General features: G+C 41.0%; 20 protein-coding genes. 9 read left to right on the plus strand and 11 right to left on the minus strand.

From position 1 onward, the window contains the following. Both J2S11_RS04450 and J2S11_RS04455 read left to right on the plus strand, forming a co-directional pair. Positions 1–1,152, plus strand: a complete 1,152-nt coding sequence (locus J2S11_RS04450; RefSeq protein ID WP_307391485.1) for a sensor histidine kinase — start codon at positions 1–3, stop codon at positions 1,150–1,152. After that, positions 1,152–1,754: a response regulator transcription factor gene (locus tag J2S11_RS04455; RefSeq protein WP_307391829.1), complete on the plus strand. Its 603-nt coding sequence runs from the start codon at positions 1,152–1,154 to the stop codon at positions 1,752–1,754. The genes J2S11_RS04450 and J2S11_RS04455 overlap by 1 nt, the downstream gene beginning before the upstream one ends. Before the next feature lie 207 nt (positions 1,755–1,961). Here J2S11_RS04455 and J2S11_RS04460 read toward each other — a convergent pair whose 3' ends face one another. Then, on the minus strand, positions 1,962–2,246 hold the full coding sequence (locus J2S11_RS04460; protein ID WP_307391488.1) for a hypothetical protein: 285 nt from the start codon (positions 2,244–2,246) through the stop codon (positions 1,962–1,964). Next, positions 2,191–2,745 (minus strand): hypothetical protein, encoded by a 555-nt coding sequence (locus J2S11_RS04465; RefSeq protein WP_307391491.1) that lies wholly within the window; start codon positions 2,743–2,745, stop codon positions 2,191–2,193. Before J2S11_RS04465 ends, J2S11_RS04460 begins: the two co-directional genes overlap by 56 nt. Positions 2,746–3,452: 707 nt before the next feature. On the opposite strand from J2S11_RS04465, the gene J2S11_RS04470 reads away from it, so the two are divergent. Beyond that, on the plus strand, positions 3,453–4,025 hold the full coding sequence (locus J2S11_RS04470) for a nucleotidyltransferase family protein (protein WP_307391493.1): 573 nt from the start codon (positions 3,453–3,455) through the stop codon (positions 4,023–4,025). 504 nt (positions 4,026–4,529) lie between these two features. Here the strand turns inward: J2S11_RS04470 and J2S11_RS04475 are convergent. From J2S11_RS04475 to J2S11_RS04485, 3 genes are all read right to left on the minus strand, one after another. After that, positions 4,530–5,792: an MFS transporter gene (locus J2S11_RS04475; RefSeq protein ID WP_307391495.1), complete on the minus strand. Its 1,263-nt coding sequence runs from the start codon at positions 5,790–5,792 to the stop codon at positions 4,530–4,532. Positions 5,793–5,890: 98 nt separating this feature from the next. Beyond that, positions 5,891–6,559, minus strand: coding sequence for a hypothetical protein (locus J2S11_RS04480; protein ID WP_307391498.1), 669 nt, complete (start codon positions 6,557–6,559; stop codon positions 5,891–5,893). Positions 6,560–6,815: 256 nt separating this feature from the next. Beyond that, positions 6,816–8,627 carry an HD-GYP domain-containing protein gene (locus J2S11_RS04485; RefSeq protein ID WP_307391500.1) on the minus strand — a complete coding sequence of 604 codons (1,812 nt, stop codon included), beginning with the start codon at positions 8,625–8,627 and terminating at the stop codon, positions 6,816–6,818. A gap of 348 nt (positions 8,628–8,975) precedes the next feature. Between J2S11_RS04485 and J2S11_RS04490 the strand changes: the two genes are divergently transcribed. Further along, entirely contained in the window at positions 8,976–9,581 is a 606-nt protein-coding gene (locus tag J2S11_RS04490; RefSeq protein ID WP_307391503.1) for a site-specific integrase, read from the plus strand. 66 nt (positions 9,582–9,647) lie between these two features. On the opposite strand, the gene fhuB is transcribed toward J2S11_RS04490, so the two are convergent. Continuing rightward, positions 9,648–11,639 (minus strand): Fe(3+)-hydroxamate ABC transporter permease FhuB, encoded by a 1,992-nt coding sequence (gene fhuB / locus J2S11_RS04495; RefSeq protein ID WP_307391507.1) that lies wholly within the window; start codon positions 11,637–11,639, stop codon positions 9,648–9,650. After that, positions 11,632–12,663 carry an ABC transporter substrate-binding protein gene (locus J2S11_RS04500; protein ID WP_307391510.1) on the minus strand — a complete coding sequence of 344 codons (1,032 nt, stop codon included), beginning with the start codon at positions 12,661–12,663 and terminating at the stop codon, positions 11,632–11,634. The genes fhuB and J2S11_RS04500 overlap by 8 nt, the downstream gene beginning before the upstream one ends. Before the next feature lie 401 nt (positions 12,664–13,064). Between J2S11_RS04500 and cimA the strand changes: the two genes are divergently transcribed. The 4 genes from cimA to cshA all read left to right on the plus strand — a co-directional run bounded on the left by cimA (position 13,065) and on the right by cshA (position 18,024). Further along, on the plus strand, positions 13,065–14,678 hold the full coding sequence (gene cimA, locus J2S11_RS04505) for a citramalate synthase (RefSeq protein WP_307391513.1): 1,614 nt from the start codon (positions 13,065–13,067) through the stop codon (positions 14,676–14,678). 48 nt (positions 14,679–14,726) lie between these two features. Then, a complete protein-coding gene (locus J2S11_RS04510; protein ID WP_307391516.1) occupies positions 14,727–15,620 on the plus strand; it encodes a diacylglycerol/lipid kinase family protein in 894 nt (297 codons plus the stop codon). Positions 15,621–15,805: 185 nt separating this feature from the next. Next, the gene (gene cspD / locus J2S11_RS04515; protein ID WP_307391518.1) at positions 15,806–16,003 is read left to right on the plus strand and encodes a cold-shock protein CspD; all 198 of its coding nucleotides are present in this window, start codon (positions 15,806–15,808) and stop codon (positions 16,001–16,003) included. 440 nt (positions 16,004–16,443) lie between these two features. Further along, complete coding sequence (gene cshA, locus J2S11_RS04520; RefSeq protein WP_307391521.1) at positions 16,444–18,024, plus strand: degradosome RNA helicase CshA; 1,581 nt, start codon at positions 16,444–16,446, stop codon at positions 18,022–18,024. A 136-nt stretch (positions 18,025–18,160) separates the two neighbouring features. Here cshA and bshB2 read toward each other — a convergent pair whose 3' ends face one another. Both bshB2 and J2S11_RS04530 read right to left on the minus strand, forming a co-directional pair. Beyond that, the gene (gene bshB2, locus J2S11_RS04525) at positions 18,161–18,826 is read right to left on the minus strand and encodes a bacillithiol biosynthesis deacetylase BshB2 (RefSeq protein WP_307391523.1); all 666 of its coding nucleotides are present in this window, start codon (positions 18,824–18,826) and stop codon (positions 18,161–18,163) included. Continuing rightward, positions 18,826–19,179, minus strand: a complete 354-nt coding sequence (locus J2S11_RS04530; protein WP_307391526.1) for a DUF1806 family protein — start codon at positions 19,177–19,179, stop codon at positions 18,826–18,828. The genes bshB2 and J2S11_RS04530 overlap by 1 nt, the downstream gene beginning before the upstream one ends. A 303-nt stretch (positions 19,180–19,482) precedes the next feature. Here J2S11_RS04530 and J2S11_RS04535 point away from each other — a divergent pair, with 303 nt between their 5' ends. Continuing rightward, entirely contained in the window at positions 19,483–20,715 is a 1,233-nt protein-coding gene (locus J2S11_RS04535) for an aminopeptidase (RefSeq protein WP_307391529.1), read from the plus strand. A gap of 230 nt (positions 20,716–20,945) precedes the next feature. Here J2S11_RS04535 and J2S11_RS04540 read toward each other — a convergent pair whose 3' ends face one another. Both J2S11_RS04540 and J2S11_RS04545 read right to left on the minus strand, forming a co-directional pair. After that, a complete protein-coding gene (locus J2S11_RS04540) occupies positions 20,946–21,992 on the minus strand; it encodes a FecCD family ABC transporter permease (protein ID WP_307391531.1) in 1,047 nt (348 codons plus the stop codon). After that, positions 21,992–23,002 (minus strand): FecCD family ABC transporter permease, encoded by a 1,011-nt coding sequence (locus J2S11_RS04545; RefSeq protein WP_307391534.1) that lies wholly within the window; start codon positions 23,000–23,002, stop codon positions 21,992–21,994. The genes J2S11_RS04540 and J2S11_RS04545 overlap by 1 nt, the downstream gene beginning before the upstream one ends. Position 23,003: the final 1 nt, after the last annotated feature.

Raw genomic sequence — 23,003 nt, forward strand, 5'->3', positions numbered from 1 at the left:
GTGATAGATTTGCGTAGCAAGCTCAAAGAATTTCAACTTTTTCCTAAGGAATTTGGCTTCTTCCCGTTGCTATTCCTTTTGTATCTTGCCTTTCCTATATTTTATATGTTGGGGACATCGGGAGCAAAACAGTTTTTTGGTTTTATGATGCTGGCTATCTTTATTATTAGCTATCGGCAATTGTACTTTGCTGTGAACGGAAAGACCTTCCCTTATTGGATAGCCTTGCAGCTTGGGATTATTGTTATTTTAACGATAGGGTATAGTCCTTTTAATATGCTGATGGGCTTCTTTCCAGCTAACTTTATTGGATGGCATGCAAATAAAAGAAACTTTCGTATCGCTTGGTTAGCTTTAACCCTTGTCATTTTACTCGGTTTTATGTCTGCTATGATTCAGGCCAGTCAGCTTGGAGCGGACATGATTATGCTAGGTGTCTTTTGTCTTGTTATGATTTTTGCTCCGTTTGCTACTCGATCTATGTATATACAGATGGAGCTGAGAAGTGAGCTTGATTTAGCCAAAAAGAAAATTGAAGAGCTAGTCAAAAGAGAGGAACGTACGAGAATTGCTCGTGATTTGCACGATACACTCGGACATACCCTTTCTCTTATCACATTGAAAAGCCAACTCGTTGAAAAGCTTGTAACGAAAAGTCCAGAAAAAGCGAAGCTTGAAGCGAAAGAGATCGAGTCCACCTCGCGTATCGCCTTGAAGCAGCTCAGAGAGCTTGTATCAGACATGCGTTCAATGACGTTAGCAGAAGAGCTTGTACAGGTGGAAGCCATTTTAAATGCTGCTGGTATTGAGCCGAAATATAAGGGAGATGTGGAATTGAAAGATGCTTCACAGCTCACCCAAAATATCCTCAGTCTCTGCTTGAGAGAGGCCGTTACAAATGTAGTCAAGCATAGCCAAGCTACTAGCTGTCTCATAGAATTGAAGAAAGCAGAGGGCGAAGTAAGCTTAGTTGTGAAGGATAATGGCATAGGAGCATTAGAAGTAAACCATCATGGTAACGGCTTAAATGGGATAAAAGAACGTCTTTCTCTTATTGATGGAAGGCTCTCGCTTAAAGTAGATCAAGGAACCACAGTGAAAATGACCGTCCCGATCGTCATTAGGCAAAACCAAGAGGAGGAGCAGCTTTGATGATAAGAATTGTGATAGCTGAGGATCAGCAAATGCTACGAGGAGCTCTGAGTTCTCTCTTGGATCTTGAAGATGACTTGGAGGTTGTTGGACAAGCGGCAAATGGGCAAGAAGCCCTTGGGCTTGTGGAGCAGTATAAGCCGGACATCTGTCTGATGGATATTGAAATGCCGATTAAAACGGGGCTGCAGGTAGCAGAAGAACTGCAAAAGCAGGGGAGTACATGTAAGGTTGTTATTTTAACAACATTTGCTAGACCAGGCTATTTTGAACGAGCGGTAAAAGCTGGTGTGCAGGGGTATTTACTCAAGGATGGCCCAAGTGACAAGCTGGCGGAGTCGATTCGCAGAGTGACGCAGGGGCACAGGGAGGTCTCACCAGAGCTGTTGTTTGGGGTAGTAGAGAATACCAACCCATTGACAGATAGAGAAAGGCAAATCTTGAAGCTGGCCGCTGATGGGCAGACGGCGAATGAAATTGCTAAGGAGCTGTTCCTATCCTCCGGGACGGTGAGGAATTATCTTTCTGAGATCTTTGCCAAGCTTGGGGCGAAAAACAGAATTGAAGCAATAACTATTGCGGAAGAAAAAGGGTGGCTGTAGCTTAGTCATCTTTTTTTGTTGTAATACTTAATACATATATTGCATGATATGAGTATATTAGGTGGTTTTATTTGAAAAAGGCAGCTCTTTTTTCTTTAAGTTATTAAAAGGTACATTTATATAATCGTCAACACAGTCAACTCCGGGGGAAAACCTAGGAGTTGACCGTGTTGACTGAAATACCTCGGTCAATACTTAACTAGATTACTAGTTTGTAATCATGATTGAATGCCAACGAGTAACTGCCTGCGTGCTGAAATTAACACGCTTATCATTCTGATAAAAAACATATCCTGAACCAAACTGGTCATCAAAAGTATATCCGTTGGCTTCATAATATTCAACCAAAGGGGTTACGTTATTTGTTTTATATAAAAAAATATGTTCATCTAGCTGGACAAAATCTTTGTTTAAAAGCTCAACACCAATAACACCTTTAGTGAACATAAATACATTTAATCGATTTTCCCTCTTCTGTCCAAGTGCGTGCATATTGAACTGCCCTGCTGACATTATACCTACCTGCATCTAACATTGGACTTATTGATGGATTATGTGGTTCATATGGTTCAGTTGACTCTATGGTTGGTTGAACATCTTCACTAAACATTGAGATAGCCTCATGATTAATATAAAATTGGGCTGCATCATTCGTAAAATTCCTTAAAGCTGCTTTAATACTCTCATCTTCTAAGTCTAGATACAAACCTAATGAAATACCCTTACAATAAATATCTAGTGCAAAATTATCATCTGTTGACAGCATTGCATGCTCTCCATATAGTTCATTCAAATACAAATCTGCCAATTCAATAGTTTTTTGATGCTTTTCAATTAATTCTTCTGGAATATAATCAAAATAATGCATTTTCTCAGATTCATAAAAATTTAAAGTATCTGTGTCAAAACTTTCTGTCGGTGAAGCAAACACAGTTAATCCTGTGGATATTATCATCATTATTACTAGCATAAAAGTTAATAACTTTTTCATTTTTATCCTCCTTTAAATTGTATTGTAAAAGAATTTTTTATTTTGAAAGTGATTTTTCCTTATATACAAAAGAGTAAAGTAGTTTCCCATAAAACGTTTGACACTAACTTTTTGCTCCAATGATATATAAATAGATTAGCTCCACTTAATTGATAACACAGTACACCTCCTTAACTATTTGTAAGCCACCCTCTTTTAATGGCAAGTATCTATGTATGTACCGATAAGTTTTTTTAAATTACCTGCAATGGAAAAGTAGGAGATCTACGAAAAGGAGCTAATCTACTATATAAATGTAAACGACTTATCCTAACGATTTATGACGCTAACTATAAAAAAATAATATTTGGAAATAGATCCTCACCATTCGAAGAACCGAATCAAGCTTGCTTCCTTGAAACTATGGGTAAACTTGAAATCGAAGGTTCGCTTAAACTCGGTAATGCGGGCAAATTTTCTGCCCTAAATGACGCAGTTCAAGCTCTTACAATATTCGCTCTTTAAGCAATCACTCTACCCCCCCTTATTTAAATTTGCATTGAATATATCCTAAAGATGTAAGATTATGTTTGTTTATCCACATTTAATAACAATTCTTTTGATTTCTCAACATAATTTTGCGATAAACATCCTATATCTTCTTCCAAGACTGAGTGTGGTCAGTTATAATGAGAATATACGTTCTTTTTTAGAAAGGTGATGTGGTCATGAAACTAGAAACGGAAGAGGACATCATTCAGTTAATAAAAGAGGACGAATGGATGATGGGAATTCTCCAAACTGCTAAATTTCTACGCTTGCCAGATTGGTGGGTCTGTGCTGGATTTGTCCGCTCAAAAATATGGGATATTCTCCACGGTTTTACTGAAAGAACCCCAATGCCTGATGTAGATGTTGTCTATTTTGATATGAGCTGTGTAGATGAAGAAGTAGAAAAACAGTTGGAACAAAAACTGAAAGAGATGAATTCAACCATTCCCTGGTCGGTAAAAAATCAGGCAAGAATGCATATTATTAATAACAATCAGCCGTACTCTTCATCTGTAGACGCAATCTCCAAATTCCCTGAAACAGCAACAGCATTAGGGCTTACGTTAGATAAGCAGAATAACGTCATTTTAACAGCACCATGTGGAATTCAGGATGTTATAAATATGGAGGTGAAGCCAACACCTTATTTTACTGAAGATACAGAAAGAGCTGTTATTTACGAGGATAGAATAACAAAGAAAAATTGGAAGCAGACCTGGAACCAATTAAAGGTGTATCATATAAAATAAAAACTGTAATATGCCTATAGTTTTTTAACTATTGTTCTCCTGTTTTTTATTGTGCCTGTACAAAATAATTTATAGTTTACATGATGGAATATCTGTCATAAAAACTAGCCATAAATTAGACAAGCGGACTAAGATTAGCTTAGTCCGCTTTAGTGTTTATCGAGATATACATGTATGGTAACTTTAACAAGTGTAGTGATTCATTGTGATTCATTTTTATAGTACTTTTACAGTACTTTTATTTACATTCCTCGTCTTAGAGGATATGGTTTGCCGCGGATAAATTCTACAGTCGATTTACTACTTAAACGACGTAAGCCCTACCTTCTCTTACATCCTTACGACCCCGAAGTCGATCCAGTTTGAATAAGTCTTGATTAAAACCTAGCAGAACGCCAGTCCTTACAACTTACACTATTTCCAAAAAGCTACTATCTCCGAAAAAACATTAAGAATAATAATAGCATAAAAACATAACAGTGTCAAACTCTTTCGCCCTATACCTTATTGATTAAGAGGTTTATCCGTAGTTTCAGTTTCGTCAAGCCGAGCATGGCGCATAGGAGAGAAGAAAAACCAAATGCCAACAACGGCTAGTCCAACAATAACAACACCAAGGGCTGCCCGAAAGCCAAACATATCGGCGATCAAACCACCAAGCGGTGCCCCTATAACAATCATACTGCGATTGATAGAGCGCATTGTGGCATTCATACGTCCGTGCAAGTGGGATGGAGTAATGGTTTGCCGATACCCCATTTCGAGAGGACCTTCGATTCCTAATGCACATCCATAAAGGAATTGTCCTACGCCGATCAAGACAAATGTAGACAGCAGTAGGTTGCCTTGTTCAGCAGATGGGGCTAGAACCATGATGATAACGGCGGGACAATAAAGAAGACGAGCAATAGCCATGCTACGTCCAATTCCCCAGCGAAGATTAAGCCTAGTAGACAATGTCGTACCAAGTAAAGCTCCGACTCCAGCTGCTGTCATGACAAACCCGAAGGTTGAAGCACTGAATCCTAGTTCAGTGAGAGCAAACGTGACAAGAATGGCTCCAATCATACTGTGAAAAAGGAACCAAGCATGTGTATTCAAAGCTAACGTTTTCAAGTAGCGATGATGATACACCCAGCGTAACCCATCCTTTATTTGCTCTTTAAAACTTACTTTTTGCGGTGCCTCTTGTCTAGTGCTGTGTTTTATTGAAGCCATAACGAATCCTGAGAAAAGATAAGTGCCTGCGTTTGCTAACAGAGCGAATGGAGCGCTTAGTACAGCAATCAGCATTCCCGCAACGGCTGGTCCACTCGTTTCAGCGACTGCTGCACTTTGCTCTAATCGTGCGTAGGCTGGCATGAGCAAGTCCTTTGGTACTAGCTGAGGGACAAAAGACTGACTGGCCGCGTCATTAAATAACGACAGGGCGCCAAAAAGCATCATGATGATCATGAGAAAGCTAACATTGACTACATCCAGCACAGTCAAAAGACAAATGAGGACTAGCAGGGCTGCGCGTCCAAAATCAGTAACGATGAGAACACTGCGACGACTGACACGATCAATAAGAACGCCTGCCATTAAGCCAAGTAGCACGTAGGGGATCCACCTTGACGCATTAATCCAGCCCACATCAATTGTATTTCCTTGTAAATGAACTACGACCAAGACTTGGAGAGCAAGGGAGGTCACGTAAGTTCCAAAGTATGATAGAGTAGAGGCTATCCAATAAAATATATAGTTATTATATGCTGTGAGCTTCATAGGTTGTCCTCCTGGTGTGAAATAATAAAAAAGTGTCATCTATACGACTTTTTATAGGAATTTTATTCTAAATAATTGAAGGCTTGGATTGAAAAGCTTTAAAGGGAGCTCTTTATGTCACGTAACTCTTCTTCAATTTTATTTATTCTTTCCTCTAAGTCTTGGCGCTTCATATTTAGTAGGTCATAATCAGTTGTAATCGTTTCTAACTCCTGGCTGATGTCGTCCATTTTTTCCATAACCTGAGTTGTGTGTTGGTTAGGTACTTCGCTAGGGGTAGCGACTAGACTTTTCCTAAGCAAAATATACAGACCAATAAGGGCTATACCAATACCTAATGAGCTACCACCTTGTATTAAACCAAGCTGCAAATCCTCTGTAATCACTCCCGTTTGACCATAATTTGTTTTCGTAGCTGCAAGACCAGTCAACATTAATAGAAACCCAAAGATTAATAAGATATGGATAGATAATGCACCTAGTGGAGAGTGCTTAAAAGCTCGTAGGGATAGATAATTCGTTTTTACATCGGTAAGGAAAAAGGCGAGCAAAAGAAAAAGGAGCGTCATGGGAAAGAGAACATTCTCCATTTGACCTAGTCCAGACGCTAACCCTGAAAGATTAGAAACGCTAGGTACGATACTCATAAGATCCAAAATAACCACGATTGCTATTACCCCTACCACTAGACCAATCCAATAAGAAAGGGTGCTCCACCTTCTTTTTTTTCCTCTTTTTTCTTTGTTAACTCTACTTTCAAGCTGCAAGAGCCCTCTCCTCCTTTGCAAGCTTATTGAAGGAATGTCCTTTTAGCAGCACGTCCTTGTCAAAGCTTTACCATCACAATATTCTTCTCTATATATTTCTTCTTCCTTCATCGCAGATATCCTTTCTAAGTCCATATGAAATAATAAGGATTTTTATGATAAAAGAAAAGGAAATGGAAGAAAAAGAAAAAGGCCGTCCTTAAGCAGAAATTTCTACTTGTAGGATAGCCTTCTGTAACAGCACAGGTAGAGAGTATTATTCTAGGGTAAGCATGGAAGGAGTGTGAACATTGGAGTTACTCGTTGTATAGGGAACGAAGTGTAAGAAATCTCCATTGTTTGTCATTGAATAAAAAACAGCCAGTTTCTCCATTAGCTCTTCTAGGGTACCATGAAAATCAGAATGGTTTTTCATGGTGAAGTTATTTTGGTAAAATTCCGTGCATAACGTTACCACATATTGTGGGTAATAACGTTTAAAAACCTGCATGAACAATTCAACCTCTTCTACATCACTCATTGGGGTTAAAAAGGTACACACATAGTGAATGTGATGGCGTTTCATAAATTTAGCGATATCTACAATAGCCAGCTGATGCTCCATTACAATGGCGTCCCAGCCCTTTAAACGAAAGCAATGCTGGATAAATTGGCTGATGAAAGGCATGTCTTGAATGCCGGGAGTAACGATCAGAATTTTTCGTTTTGTATCAATGCTTCCCCTGATCTTATCGAGGTTGTGAAAAGCGAGCTGATTGATATCCTGAAACGCTAGATACAGATCCGAAAGGGAAATTTCCTCTTCATTGAGCTTATGAATGAGAGCTTGAAGGGTCTTATAAATCAAGTCAGTATACACCTGATCAAGCTGCAATTGATGTGTTAAATCACGGAATACGTGGGACGCTTGAAAATAATCTCCTGCTAACAGCTCTTGTACAAATTGCTCATATGTAAAGTTACTTCCGTGTAGTACACCTTGTTCTAGGGCCTCCTGAGGGAGCATTGTGCTTTTGGAGATATGAGTAGATAGATTAATAGGTAAACGCTCTATCTCTTTTGTCGTAAGGTTTCGCAGCTTAGGAAGGTAAGGATAGTAATCATTGGCCTCAAGAACCTGAGCTTTTTCTCCAGATGAAAGTGTTACGATAGAGTGCTTCGCATAGATGTGCAGCATATCCATAAATTTGCGTAGGTACACCGTATCAAACTTGCTTTGTCCTAGAGACATAATACTTAACGCTTCTTGACTACCTTTGGCCGCTTGATAAGAACGGTCCAATGTTAGGGCAGAATAGACATCGACAATCATGAGAATACGAGTGTAGTTGTCAATTTGGTCCTCTTTTAAACCATCAGGATAGCCTGTCCCGTCAAGGCGCTCGTGGTGCTGGCGGACAATGTAGCTTATCCCGTTTGTTTCTTCTTCTGTGTCGAGCATAGTCTCTCCTTTGATTGAATGCTGCTTCATAAGCTCAAACTCTTCGTAGGTTAAAGCTCCATTCTTTTGAATAATGGAAAGGGGAACAGAGAGCTTACCAACATCGTGCAATAGACAAGCCTTGGCCATAAAGGAAAGCTTAGGTAAGCCTAGATAATTAGCAAATAAAATGCCTAAGACAAACACATCAACCACATGCTTATACGTGTATTCATCCCAATCCTTGAGCTGCAGGAAAAGTCCATGAATAAACGAGTTTTGCATTAATGCTTCAAATTGCTCAATGACCATCGAAAGCTGTTCTTCACTGTTTAACGCTAAGCCATATCTGTTCTCGGATAACAAATGCTGTGCTGTCTGATAAAAGAAAGTAAGAGAGGTTTTTTTATCTGGATGTGATTGCTCTACCTGCTTGATTATTTGCTCGAAGGATGTGTGGATTTTTTGCTCAGATATCTTTTGCAAAGGCGCAAGAATGGCGATTTTATCAATGCAAAATCGCTTAAGCTTTGTAATGTACTGTGGCTGTAACTCTGTTCCTTTTTTAATAAGTAATGAATCATTGTGGTAAAGATCCTCATTAATAATGTCGCCAGCCTGTAACTCTTTAAGTGTTTTGTAAAACATTTCATGCTCCCTTCACTATATTTGAATGTAACTTAAATTTATAATGTTAGATTCAAAATATGTACATGTAGTGAAGGGCGGGGAAAAGTCAATAGATTCGGGAACGAAAGGACTTTTAAGACTTGCCTAACTGTTCAATATTATGTATGCTATTAAATGGTTGACCATTCCAGTTATCAATAAGATGGCTTATTTTAGAGCCTTTTATACAAAATAAATTTAAGTTACTTTCAAAATTTGATTAAATCAGTGTCCATCTGCACTGATTTATTTTTTTCTAAAAAAAAGTATAGTAACATAATATAGTTCTATACTAAAAAATAAGGCATTCAGGAGGTAGAGAGAGCTATGGTTTCTGTAGAACCGATACGATCAAAAAAGCAAATTCGAGCTATTCGTTTGCTGTTGCGCGGAGACTCCTTGAGAAATGAACTTCTTTTTATTCTAGGTATTAATGTGGGCTTAAGAATTAGTGATATCTTAAAATTGAAAATTAAGGACATGGCCAAACCGGATGGAGTAGTAAAGGAATACGTATCGATTAAAGAGCAGAAAACCGGGAAAACAAAGCGCTTCTATTTAGGCAAAATTGTGAAGAAAACAGCTCAGGAATACTTAGACAGCTTACCCGAGCTAGAGCTTGAGCATTTTGTCTTCAAAAGTAGGAAGGGAGTAAACAAAGCGATTACTCGACATCAAGCGTACAGAATTATTAATCAAGCGGCTGAAATGATCGGCCTTGTGGAGCGGGATGCTCAGGGTAGGATCATTACTGGAGAGATTGGAACCCATACGTTAAGAAAGACATTCGGTTATCATGCCTATAAAAAAGGGACAGATATCGTACTTCTTCAGGATATTTTTAACCATTCATCCCCATCCATGACTTTAAGATACATAGGGTTTACAGAGGATCAAAAGCAAGAGGTCTATCTAAGCTCCAATTTAGGATAAAAGGCAGAAGCAAACCGTTTAAAACATTCGGTTTGCTTCTTTTAAGTCACATGTGATGAGTGATGCCTAACTCTTTTTGCTGGATTTTTTCATGATATATAATAAATAAGGTGTGCCTAATAAAGCGACAACCAAGCCAGACGGTATCTCTTTAGGCGCTAGAACAAAACGTCCCAAAAAGTCGGCTCCCACTAGAAGAATACCTCCTAGCAATAGAGCTACGGGTAGCAAACGACGGTGCTCAATCCCTACCATTCTTCTCGCTGCATGTGGTGCTAATAACCCAATGAAGCCTATCGTTCCTACCACTGAGACACTAGCAGCTCCTACAGCTACACCGATTAGAATCGCTAAAATTTTGGTGCGAGGAACGCGCATGCCCAGAATAATAGAAACGTCATCTCCTAGGGCAATCGTGTCCAAACGTCTGCTAATCAGCCACCCTAAAGGAATGGCTATAAGCGCCACGATAAGCAGTAGCTTAAAATCATCCCAGCCTTTGGCGTACGTGCTTCCTGCTAGCCAAGCTAGAGCGGGAGCAACACCAATTTTAGCCTTAACGATCAGGATTTGAATGATGGCAGCTCCAATAGCGGATACGGATACCCCCATTAAAGCTAATAATACAGGCTGCCACTCAGAGCGCCATGTCACAAGTAAAATGACCGTAATGGCCACACCTGAACCAATCATGGCAGCTACCGGAAGATACTGAATAGAAACAGTTGGCAGAAGAACTAGGAAAATTAAGGCCCCTGCTCCTCCACCAGACGTAATTCCCATAATCGTAGGGTCAGCTAATGGATTTCTAAGTACGCCCTGCAACAGAACACCACACATCGCTAATAGCATACCAACAAGGAACGCTGTAAAAATGCGTGGAATCCGGAATTCCCAAACAAATGGAGCTGTAAAGTCCATATTCATCCAGTTCTGTAGGGTAAAGAAAGTTGTCCCTCCATAGGAAATGGATACAACAAGCATGACTATAGTTATAAATACCAGTCCAAGTAGGATCATTGGATAGGGGATAGACCAGCTGTATCCACCTAGGCGTCCTTCTCCTTTTTTATGTTCCTTCCCTGCTTTATACGCTAGATACATTAGCCAAGGAGCCCCTATTAAGGCTGTCATAGCACCAACAGGAATTTCACTAGCCGACGAAATCCAGCGTCCTAATACGTCGGCCCCGACTAACAAAACAGCCCCCCAAAGGAAAGAGTGTACCATCAATGCTCGATGTTCTCTTATCCCCAACAGTCTTACAATATGAGGAGCCATTAGACCGATGAAACCAATAGGTCCGACTACACTGACCGTAACGGCAGCTAATAAAATGGCTGTAAACCATGCTGTACCCTTCACAAGTAGCACAGATTGTCCTAATGAACGTGCGGTATCATCTCCTAAAGAAAGGAGATCAAGTGATTTAGAAACAATGAGGGCAAGAATGACACCTAATAGAATAACCGGAGCGGCAAATTGAACACCGCCCCAATCAAGTTGAATGAGTGTACCGGAACCCCATAAAAACAATCCGTTCGTCTCATTCTCAAAAATAAGCTGCAAGGCTCCTGTTACAGAAGCAAAAAGCAAGGATATAATCATCCCTGTTAGCGTTACTCGAACCGGTTCAAGCATTTTCCCTACTAATAGAACCATAAGAACAGCAGAGAAGGCAGCCCCTAAAAAGGAAACTAGAAAGGGGAATTTGCTTAAATATCCTGGAAAAAAGATCATACTTAACACGACAAAGAAGTACGCCCCCGCGTTAAGTCCAAGTGTACTGGCTGAAGCTAGTGGATTTTTGGTTAACGTTTGTAGAATGGCTCCTGCCACGGCCAAAGCACCACCAGCTAGAATACCAATGACTGCCCTAGGAAGCCTAAGTCCTAAGACGATATCCTGTACACGTCCTTCGTGCCAGACCTCCCTTAGTAGCATACCGGCTGTGTAACCAGCCTGTCCTTGTGTAAGGTGGATAAGGCACAGTAGCAGTAAAAGAAGGAAGCCCCCTAGGAAAAACCAAGAGGACTTACTGTTTGAGTTTTTACTCATTATTAACCATTGTTTGAACGACCTGCTCCACTAACGTTTTAGCTGAAGAAGGCCCACCGAATGTCCAAGTGTCTCCAGGCAGGGCGTATAACCGATCCTCTTGAACGAAAGCTAAGTTAGTCCATACTGCGTTTCCGCTTAATTGATTCTCAAAGATATTGTCATCCTCCTGCACAATATAGATAAAATTACTATCCTCTAAAGCAGGAAGAGCTTCAATTCCAGTTTGAGTAAATCCATAGATCTCAAAGGCTTCTGATTCATAGGCGTTTGATAAGCCGATTTTTTCTAAAATAACCGAAACCATTGAATTTGGGGTAAACAAACGTAAGGTTGGTGTTTGTGCTGCACTGAACGCCTGAGTGATAACGAACTCATCTGTAGATAGATTAGCTTCAGATAGCTGTTCCTTTGCGTCCGCATACACCTGCTCTAAATCCTGAAGAACCTGCTTAGCTTGATCCTCTTTATCTACAGCTACAGCAATCTTCTCGAATGTTTCAACCATTTCTTGATATTGGTCAAACTCTTCATCCGCAGGATAAGAGTCAAAAAAGATCGTTGGAGCAATTAACTCAAGCTGATCTTTAATCCCTTCATGACGGCTTTTGGCTGCAATGATTAAATCAGGTTGTAATTGACCAATTACTTCTAAATTAGGTTCTTGGCGAGTTCCTACATCGACTACATCATCGGGAATAGTATCGCCGGGTACCCAAGTATTATAGCCTTCAATATCGGAGACTCCGGTTGGTTTTACACCTAAAGCTAAAAGATTCTCCGCGTACGTCCACTCTAAAGCCACGATTTTTTGAGCGGGCTGATCTAATGTTGTTTCACCAAGTACATGCTCAATGGAGCGACTAGCATCAGCTGTTTCTGATTGCTCAGTTTGTTCTTCTTCCGAAGTAGCATCCTGTGCAGGAGCTTCCGTTTCTGGTGCTTCCTCTGCTTGCTGGCTACAAGCAGCCAAGACAAATAGACAAGTTAGGCACAAGGCCAATAACCAAAGCTTTTTATTCATCGTTTGAGTCCTCCGTAGTTGTAAAATTTTATTTATGATTAAGTAACATTTCCTGATCACTTTGTGATAATGAGAATTGTTATCAAAGCACATCATATAGATTATAGTTCAAGAGGATAGCAGATTCAATATTAAGTTGGTCAAGGTCTAGGGAGAAGAAAGGTGGTGTTCATGATTCGGACACAATTCACCAGCCATCTGCCCATTTCTCAAACCTCTGACCTTTTTCTGCCTTCTTCGCTCTAAGGCAAGAGGAATCGCTTTCCATGACGGAATTTGAGGGCTAATTTGACCTAGCCAGAGCGTATAGGCTGTGCTATACTTTAATGCAATAAATCAATCAAGCAATCAGAATATAGAGAAGATTGCCTAGTCTTTCGAATAAGGGAGTGGGGAGTAGGATGCAACAGGTATGGATCTACGATACAACCTTGCGAGACGGAACTCAGGGAGAAGGAATTAGTTTATCTGTTGACGATAAATTAAGAATTGCACAGAGGCTGGATCAATTCGGGGTGCATTATATAGAAGGAGGATGGCCTGGTAGTAATCCTAAGGATATGGAGTTCTTTCAAAAAGCGAAGGAGCTTTCCTTAAGCCATGCTAAGATTACGGCCTTTGGTAGCACAAGGAGACAGGGAGTTTCGGCTGAACAGGATATAAATTTACAGAAACTTCTGGAAAGTGGTGTTGAAACCGTTACGATATTCGGTAAAACATGGGACTTCCAGGTGACTCATGCCCTCAAAACAACGCTTGAAGAGAACATAGCTATGATTTATGAATCTATAGCTTTTCTAAAAGAACATGGGCTTGAGGTGATTTTTGACGCGGAGCATTTCTTTGATGGATACCTCGAAAATTCAACCTACGCTTTAGAGACTTTAGCTGCAGCTGAAAGAGCAGGAGCCGATTGGATTGTGTTATGTGACACAAATGGAGGATGCCTTCCTCAAGAATTGGGGAATATAGTAAGTACGGTCTCGCAGCACATCAACATTCCTTTGGGTGTGCACTGTCATAATGATTCGGAATGTGCCGTAGCCAACTCTTTAGCTGGTGTTCAGGCAGGAGCCACACAGGTTCAGGGGACAATGAACGGTTATGGTGAACGCTGTGGAAACGCCAATTTAATTTCGGTCATTCCAAACCTGCAATTAAAGCTAGGATTTCGCTGTGTAGAGAAGGAAAAGCTTCAGCAGTTAACTTCTCTGTCACGCTACGTTCATGAGATTGCCAATGTAGCTCCACCAAATAATCAACCTTTTGTTGGCAGGAGTGCTTTCGCCCATAAGGGAGGCATGCATGTAAGTGCTATTTTAAAGACTCCACAGACTTATGAGCACTTAGAGCCTGAACAGGTTGGAAATGAACGGAGAGTCCTTGTCTCTGAACTTTCGGGCCAAAGTAACCTGCTTTTTAAAGCCCGGGAAATGAAGCTTGATTTAGATAAATCCAATCCAGTAGGAAAGGATTTGGTACAGAAAATCAAGCAGAAGGAGCACGAGGGCTATCAATATGAAGGAGCTGAAGCGTCATTGGAGCTTCTACTGCGTAAGGATATGTACGACATAGAGGATTCGTTTACACTTGAATCCTTTAAAATCCTGACGGAAAAAACAGCTGGTGAGACGATGAAGACAGAGGCGATCGTTAAGCTCAGGGTTTTTGATCAGGTGGTGCATACAGCAGCAGAAGGGAATGGTCCAGTGAATGCATTGGATAACGCACTGCGTAAAGCGTTAGAGCATCACTATCCAGATATTAAAGACATGTATCTTTCTGATTACAAGGTACGTGTTTTGGATGAAAACGAAGCAACGGCTGCTAAGGTACGTGTTCTCGTCGAGTCCTCTAACGGGAAACAGACATGGAGTACGCTTGGTGTATCTACGAACGTTGTTGAGGCGAGCTGGGAGGCGTTATCAGATAGTATTTTGTACCTTCTCCTCGACGCTAAACAGCCTATTGCTCAGGAGCAGGAGAAGCAAAGATCTGGCATAACGAATCATTGACAAAAGGGCCTCAAGGTGGAGACGATTCTGATTAAGGGAGTGTGAAGCATGTTTTCGAAGGCTCTATTGATCATGAATGGGAAGGCAGGTCAAGCGGATAAGCGCAAGCAGCTTGAAGCTATAACGGGAATATTAGCGGAGTGTATTATAGAGTTGACCCTTATACAGACTCAGCAGCAGGGTGAAGCAGAACGCATTTGTCGCGATAGAGCAGAGTCGTATGATCTGGTACTCATTTTAGGTGGAGATGGAACGGTTCATGAGTGTATCAATGGTTTAGCTTCCCTCAATCAGCCCCCGCTGATTGGAATATTGCCTGGGGGAACATGTAATGACTTTTCTAGGGCGTTAGGTATTCCTCAGCAGTTAACAAAGGCAGCGGAGCTTATTCAAGAAGGGCGAAGTATGAAGGTAGATATCGGCCAGATGAATGATAGATATTTCAGTAATTTCTTTGGCATCGGCTTGATTACCGAAGCATCAGAGAACATTAATCAACAAACAAAGGATTTATTTGGTAAAATCAGCTATTATATCAGTGTGCTACAAACTCTTCCAGAGTCGCAATCTTTTTCCTTTGAGCTAGAGACAGATTCGGAAACGATTAAGGACGAGGCTCTGATGATTCTTGTAGCCAATGGAACTTTTATTGGAACCAACCAGCTTCCACTACCGGAATCCTCGTTAAATGATGGTTTACTTGATGTGATTATCATCCAGGAAACGGGGCTTCCGCTGTTAAGAGAATTTCTAAGTGCTAAAGGTGCGGAGGTTCTTGAGCCAAATCCAGATGTCTGGCAATATAGACAAACATCTCGAGTTCGTCTGCAAACAGATAGAAAAATGAAAGCCGATACGGATGGAGAAACGTATATGGAAACGCCTGTAAATATTCGGCTTTTTTCGCAGCAGCTTTCTTTTATCGTGGGCTCAGAGTCCTGAGCAATAACGAGCGGATTGAGCATTGTTCTATTCAAAAGAATTTGCATTTTAAACGTGAATATGATACCATAAATTAGTCAAAAGTTTTGAAATCGAAAACATATTTCCGGCCTCTTGAGTAAGGACGAAATGATTGTTTGCGGTATTCAGCTTTTAATAATTACTCTATAAAGGAGGCCATCAAAATGGTAGGAAAAGTAAAATGGTTTAACTCAGAAAAAGGTTTCGGATTTATCGAGCGTGAAGACGGAGACGATGTATTCGTTCATTTTTCTGCTATCCAAGGTGAAGGATTCAAAACTCTTGAAGAAGGTCAAGATGTTGAATTCGAAATTGTTGAAGGCAATCGTGGACCTCAAGCTTCAAACGTTGTTCGTCTATAATCGAAAGCTAATCATACAATAGCAGTAGAAGGGGCATATTATTCCTAGCAGGAAGATGGAATAAGTGCCCTTTTTTAACGTTTAAGAAAGTATAAAATTTGATATCATATTTTCTTCAAATTTTATACTTTCTGACGGCATGAAAAGCTTCCTCTAATGATGGACTAGACGACTTCTTTGAGAGGGCTTCTATAGAAGCTTTTCTTAATGCGGTTTCGAATGCAGGTTGATTCTTTCTCTTCACTCGTTTGGAAGGAAGACCAAATTAGCTGTATAATAGGGAATAGCTTTATAGGGTATAGTTTTAAATAGTATGAAGAGAGAACAAGTGCAAAATCATTTCTGTGGTACATTCAGGCCGGAAATGCCATAGATAAGCTTTAAGTTACGAGATGCGCTAGAGACTCTCTTAGCAAAATTGGGAATAAAGGAGTATTTGAATGACTACTTTTTATGAAATGGAGTTAGATCAGCTCATTGTGAGAGGTTTGACTCAAATGGGGTTTGAAGCAGCAACCCCCATCCAGGAACAAATCATTCCTTACGCATTAGAAGGTAAGGACGTTATTGGACAGGCTCAGACAGGAACAGGGAAAACAGCAGCGTTTGGCATTCCCTTACTTTCAAGCATGGATACCTCTAATAAACAGGTGCAAGGGCTTGTGCTAGCTCCAACTAGGGAGCTTGCTATTCAGGTGTCTGAGGAGCTTAATAAGATAGGCAGATTTATGGATATTCACGCTTTACCTATTTATGGTGGGCAGGATATCGGTAGACAGATTAGGGATCTAAAGAAAAAGCCTCAGATTATCGTAGCCACACCAGGTCGTTTTATGGACCATATGAGGAGAAAAACGATTCGCTTAGACGGGATTCATTCCGTTGTCCTAGATGAAGCTGACGAAATGCTAAGTATGGGCTTTATTGAGGATATTGAGCTGATTCTAAAGGAAATTCCGCTTGAGCGTCAAACTCTGCTGTTTTCAGCAACGATGCCTAGTCGATTAAAGGATATTTCGCAAAAATTCATGAAGGATCCTGTTTCCATTAAGGTAAAGGCACAGGAAATGACCGTTCCTAGCATCGAACAGATCTATTTTGAGCTTCATGAGAAGCAGAAATTTGATGTGCTATGTCGTCTGTTTGATATCCATACGCCTGAGCTAGCGATTATTTTTGGTCGGACTAAGCGTAGGGTTGATGAGTTAAATGAAGCGTTAAAGCTTAGAGGCTATGCCGTAGAAGGGATTCATGGAGATCTAAAGCAAGGGGCAAGAGACAGTGCGATCGGTAAGTTTAAGCGTGGTGCTATTTCTATCCTAGTTGCTACAGATGTAGCGGCAAGAGGCTTAGATATTTCAGGTGTAACCCATGTATTTAACTTTGACCTTCCTCAAGACCCTGAGAGCTATGTACATCGTATCGGTCGTACAGGAAGAGCGGGTAAGGAAGGTATGGCTTTAACGTTTGTCACGCCAGGTGAGTTAGAGCATTTACAAACTATTGAGCGTGTAACGAAACGTAAGATGGTCAAGAAAGCAGCTCCTTCTACAGCTGAAGCCAATCAAGCTCGCTATACATTAGCTATCGAGAAGCTGAAGGAAACGATGGACAAAGGTCAGCTTAAAGAGTTACAAGGGCTGGCTGAATCCTTGCTTCAAGAGGCTGATCCAGTCACTGTTGTTGCGGCTGCTTTAAAAATGTCGTTGAAGGAGCAAAAGGATACTCCAGTGAAGCTGACGGCGGAAGCTCCTCTTCGCGTGAAGAAAAAACGCACATCCTCCTACGGAGGGCGTTCAGATTTCCGTTCTGGAAGAGGAAGAAACGATCGAGGGCGTAATGATCGAGGTCGTGACAGAGGAAGAAATGAGCGAGGGAATCGAGATGGAGGTCGTAAAGAGGGTGGCCGTAAGTTCGAAGCTCGTGATGATCGTCCAAACAAGTCTGAGTTCTCTCAAGAAAAAGGCAGAAAACAGACTAATAAGGTTAAGCTAAGAAAAAGAAGCAATAAAAAAGATTAAGCATTCACATAGAAAAACAGGCTACCTTCAAGGTAACCTGTTTTTTCATATGGTGGTTATTACAAAGAAGCTTATACGATAGATATGTTCTTAATGATCTAGCTAATATTCTTGCTATACGTTCATCAAAGACTATCTATAGTGGATACGTCCAGAAGCGCTCATAGCTAAGCCATTGGATAGCGTCTTTATCGCCTTCTTTAATCTTCTGATCAAAGATAGCGGCTGCTTCGTGAAATTGACTGCGGTGGGCTTGAATCGCCTTGATTTTTTGATCAATGTATTGGTCTACAGGGTACATCACATCAGGCTGCCCTAACACGTCAAAACGATCATTGGTAATGGCAATAGCATGAACGGTAGGGCGTTTTTCCTCAGGGAGTCTCCTAACCGCACGTACAACCGCTTCTCCACAAGCATCATGATCAGGATGAACCGCATAGCCTGGATAAAAAGTGATGACCAAAGATGGATTGATTTCGTTCAGTAGCTCTTCAATTGGATCAGCCACACGTTCCGGATCAAGAAACTCTAAGGTTTTATCATGGAAACCTAGTAGACGTAGATCCTTAATTTTCATCACTTCACAGGCTGCCTTAAGCTCTTCCTTACGCACAACAGGAAGTGTTTCTCGATTCGCAATTTGTGGAGCACCAAAATTACGCCCCATTTGTCCCAATGTTAAGCAAGCGTAAGTTACTGGAGTCCCATTTTCATGATGCATTAAGCTTGTCCCTGACGTTCCAAATGCCTCGTCATCAGGATGAGGAAACACTAATAGCACATGACGCTCTTTTTTCATCATAACGCCTCCTCTCCAAAAGGCTGCTGGCTAAGCTGTAAAGCAACAGCAAGCTTACCTTTATCATCGAATCCATATAATAAGAGCTGTTCTTTATGCTCATCATAGGACGTAATTCCTTCGGCATATATCCAGCCTGTTTCAATTTGAACCCCTACTCTGTAGCTTCCAGCACCTTGAATTTTTGCTTGCTGGACTCGAACCTTTGCGTTACGTACAAATACACCTACATTAGGCATGTTAAAACGATGTGAGGCATATGCCCCATTCGTTGTTTCTAGATGGATATACGCTTCCACTCCTTGAAAGCGATCTAACCGTTCCTGAATAACCTGTTTATCTATGGCCTTCAACTTGATTCCTCCCTTTTTGAACCCCAGAGAAAAGCTTTTGTTTCTATAGTTTAATTCTTTACTCATGAAATAGGAATAGTTCAATGAACTGTTTGTATAGTAATGGTACCATAAAAAACAAAAATGTGATCCGATAATGCTTGTCATAGGACTTATTTCAAGCTGTTATGTTTTGTTTTTAAAATATAAAGGGGTGGAAGGAATGCTTTTCCGTGAAGCATATGTTAATCTATGTAAGAACAAACTATTCTAAATAGCTGAAAATGAAAGAACTGGAAATATTGATGTTAAGGAGGAATGAAGATGGATTTTTTTGAGCAGAACTTAGAGAAGTATGCCGCATTAACCGTACAGACAGGGGCAAATGTACAGCCGGGTCAAACTCTAATTATAAACGCTCCTTTGTTAGCAGCCCCTTTTGTTAGAAAGCTGGCGAAGGAAGCATACAGAGTAGGAGCAAAAAACGTTCATGTAGAATGGAATGATGAGGATCTAACGCTCATTAAATATCAAAATGCTCCAGATGAAGCGTTTGAGGAATACCCGATGTGGAAGGCAAAGGGTTATGAGGAAATGGCAGAAAACGGGGCAGCAGTCATCAGTGTCTACTCCCCAAATCCAGACCTACTTAAGGATGTAGATGCTGAAAAAATTGCCAAGGCGAATAAGACCGCGGCATTGGCTCTGCAGAAATATCGCTCCTACATGATGGCTGATCGCATCCGCTGGAGTCTTGTTTCTGTGCCTACTCCAGCTTGGGCATCTAAAATCTTCCCTGATCTACCTGTTGAAGAAGCTGTCGAGAAGCTATGGGAAACGATCTATCAGGTGACACGTGTCAATCAGGAAAACCCAATTGAGGAATGGAAGAAGCATAATGCCACTCTTAGCCAAAAAGTAGAGTACCTAAATAAGAAGCAATATAAGCAGCTTATCTTTGAAGGACCAGGCACACATTTGACCCTTGACTTACCGGAGAATCATGTTTGGGCTGGAGGAGGAGCTGTGAGTCAGGATGGGGCAGCGTTTAACCCAAACATTCCTACAGAAGAAGTCTTCACAATGCCTCACAAGGACGGGATTAACGGAACGGTACGTAGTACAAAGCCTCTAAATTATGGAGGGAAACTCATAAACAACTTTACGCTTACATTTGAGAACGGTAAGGTTGTAGATTTCACAGCAGAAACAGAGTACGAGACTTTGAAGCGATTATTAGATACAGATGATGGGGCTAAGAGCTTAGGAGAGGTTGCCTTAGTGCCTCATCAATCTCCGATCTCCCAATCTAACTTGATTTTCTATAACACCCTTTTTGATGAAAATGCGTCCTGTCACCTAGCACTAGGAGAAGCATACCCAACAAATATTAAGGATGGCACATCTCTTTCTAAGGAAGAGCTTCAAGAGCGTGGAGTAAACCAGAGCTTAATCCATGAGGACTTTATGATTGGCTCAGGGGAGCTTAACATTGATGGTGTCACTCAAGATGGGCAAAAGGAGCCTATTTTCAGAAACGGAAATTGGGCGCTGTAAGCACGGAAGCATACGTTGCCTATCAAAAAGAACTAGTTGCAAAGTCTTTTGCCTCTAGTTCTTTTTACTTAAAGAGGTTGGAGTTATACGACTATTTTCAATACATATAACCGAACAAAACGATTAAAGGAAAGGGTAGAGATAGAGAATTTCTCCGATAAAAGGCAAAAAATAGCGTGTACCTTATCTTAGATAAGTATGAGATAGGTACACGCAGAATGCATAGCTTCTTAGAATTTGTTTTTAAGCAGTAAATACATAAAGAAAGGTGCTCCAATACCAGAGATAAATACTCCCGCAGGGATATCATGAGGCATATAAATCGTTCTCCCGACAATATCAGCAGCCAAGACGATTAATCCTCCGATGAACGCAGCTGTAGGAATGACGTAACCGTACGATCTTCCTGCCAACCTTCTAGCGATATGTGGGGCAAGAAGTCCAACGAAACCTATCGTACCTGCAACAGAAACGGCCGCTCCTGCTAAGACCACACTAATGGCTAGGAGTATACAGCGCTGAAGCTGTAGCTTGCTTCCAAGACCGGTGGTCGTATCATCTCCAAGCTCCTGAAGGTTTAGATGTCTAGTTGACATCCAAGCAAGGGGAATAAATATGATAATCCACGGTAACAACAGAGAGACATCTAGCCAATCTGCTCCGTACACACTTCCTGTCAGCCAAATATAAGCCTGTCCAGCTAGATGCATGGGGCTAAACATGATCATCATGATTGTCAATGCCTGCATACATGCTTGAATACCAACTCCGATTAGGACAAGTCTAATCGGACTTACTCCCTTTTTCCAAGCCAAGACATAAATCAGTAAGGCGACAAGGGCTGCTCCCAAAACAGCAGATAAAGGGAGAAATCTAATGCTAATGGATGCGTTAAAGTAAACAAGAAAGGCGACAGCAGCAACCCCAGCACCACCTGTAATGCCAATAATACCCGGGGAAGCCAGTGGATTGCGAACGACTCCTTGTAGAATAGCTCCAGATACTCCTAAAGCTGCTCCAGCAGCAAGGGCAACAATGGCCCGTGGCAGGCGTAATGTTTCAATAATGAAGGTGAATTCGGAGCTCTGCCCTAGGAGGGTTTGAAGCACAAGCTTTGGACTAATCCACGTACTTCCCACGGACAAGGCAAGCACGAAAAGGAGTAGTGTACCCACAAGAAGCCCCAACATAAGCCAAATCGGTCGTTTTTCAATATGGAAGGAAAACCAGTTGGATTTTGCACGAACGGTGCGATAGCGTCTGAAAGGTGTACTCATTAGGACCTAAACCCCTTCCGTGCAATGTAAATGAAGAATGGTGTACCTAGTATAGCGGTCATGACACCGATCGGCATATCTGCAGGCATTACAATAAGTCTAGCTCCTAAATCAGCAATTAAAAGGAGACTAGCACCTAGTAGTGCACAGTAAGGTAGGAGCCAACGATGATCCGTTCCAACTAAATAACGTGCAATATGAGGAATAATTAATCCGACAAAACCAATTGCACCACAGATAGCAACTGCCCCTCCAGCCAAAACAACGATAACCACCACGGTTAAAGCCTTAATTAAGACCGTATTCTGTCCTAGCCCTTTGGCTACATCCTCACCAGACGTTAAAATATTTAAATGATGAGTCAAAAAGAAGCCTAAGATCAACGCCGCTAAAAGGAAAGGTAATAAAGGAACTACCATATCTAGCGTTCGACCAGCTACAGATCCAGCCATCCAAAACAACACATCCTGTAGACCATTCTCATTCAAGATGAGCAAGCCTGAGGTCACAGAGCCAAACATCGCCGTTACTGCGGCTCCTGCTAGAACGACTTTTACCGGGGACAAGCCTGCTTTTCCTGTTGAACCTAGAAAATAAATCATAGTAGCCGCTAACCCAGCACCAAAAAATGCCGCCCACATATACTCTACTAGAGATCGTGCGGGGAAAAGGAAAATAAATAAAACGACAAAAAAAACAGCACCAGCATTTACTCCGAATATGCCTGGCTCTGCTAATGGGTTTCTAGTTAAGGCTTGCATAAATAAGCCAGCAATAGCCAATGCACCACCGACTAGAGCAGCAATGATGGTCCTAGTTACTCTTGAAGACATAATGATTAAATGCTCTGTAGAGGTAGGATCATATTGAAAAATAGCCTCTATTGTAACATGTAGAGGGATAGGAGTTTTACCAATAAATAAGCTCAAAGCTAGTGAAAAAAGAAACAAAACTAAACAAAAAAACAAGCCTACAATTTTTAATGAAGGTTTTGAAAGTAAGTGAATCATG

The sequence above is a fragment of the Bacillus horti genome (genome assembly GCF_030813115.1).
Lineage (GTDB): Bacteria > Bacillota > Bacilli > Caldalkalibacillales > JCM-10596 > Bacillus_CH > Bacillus_CH horti.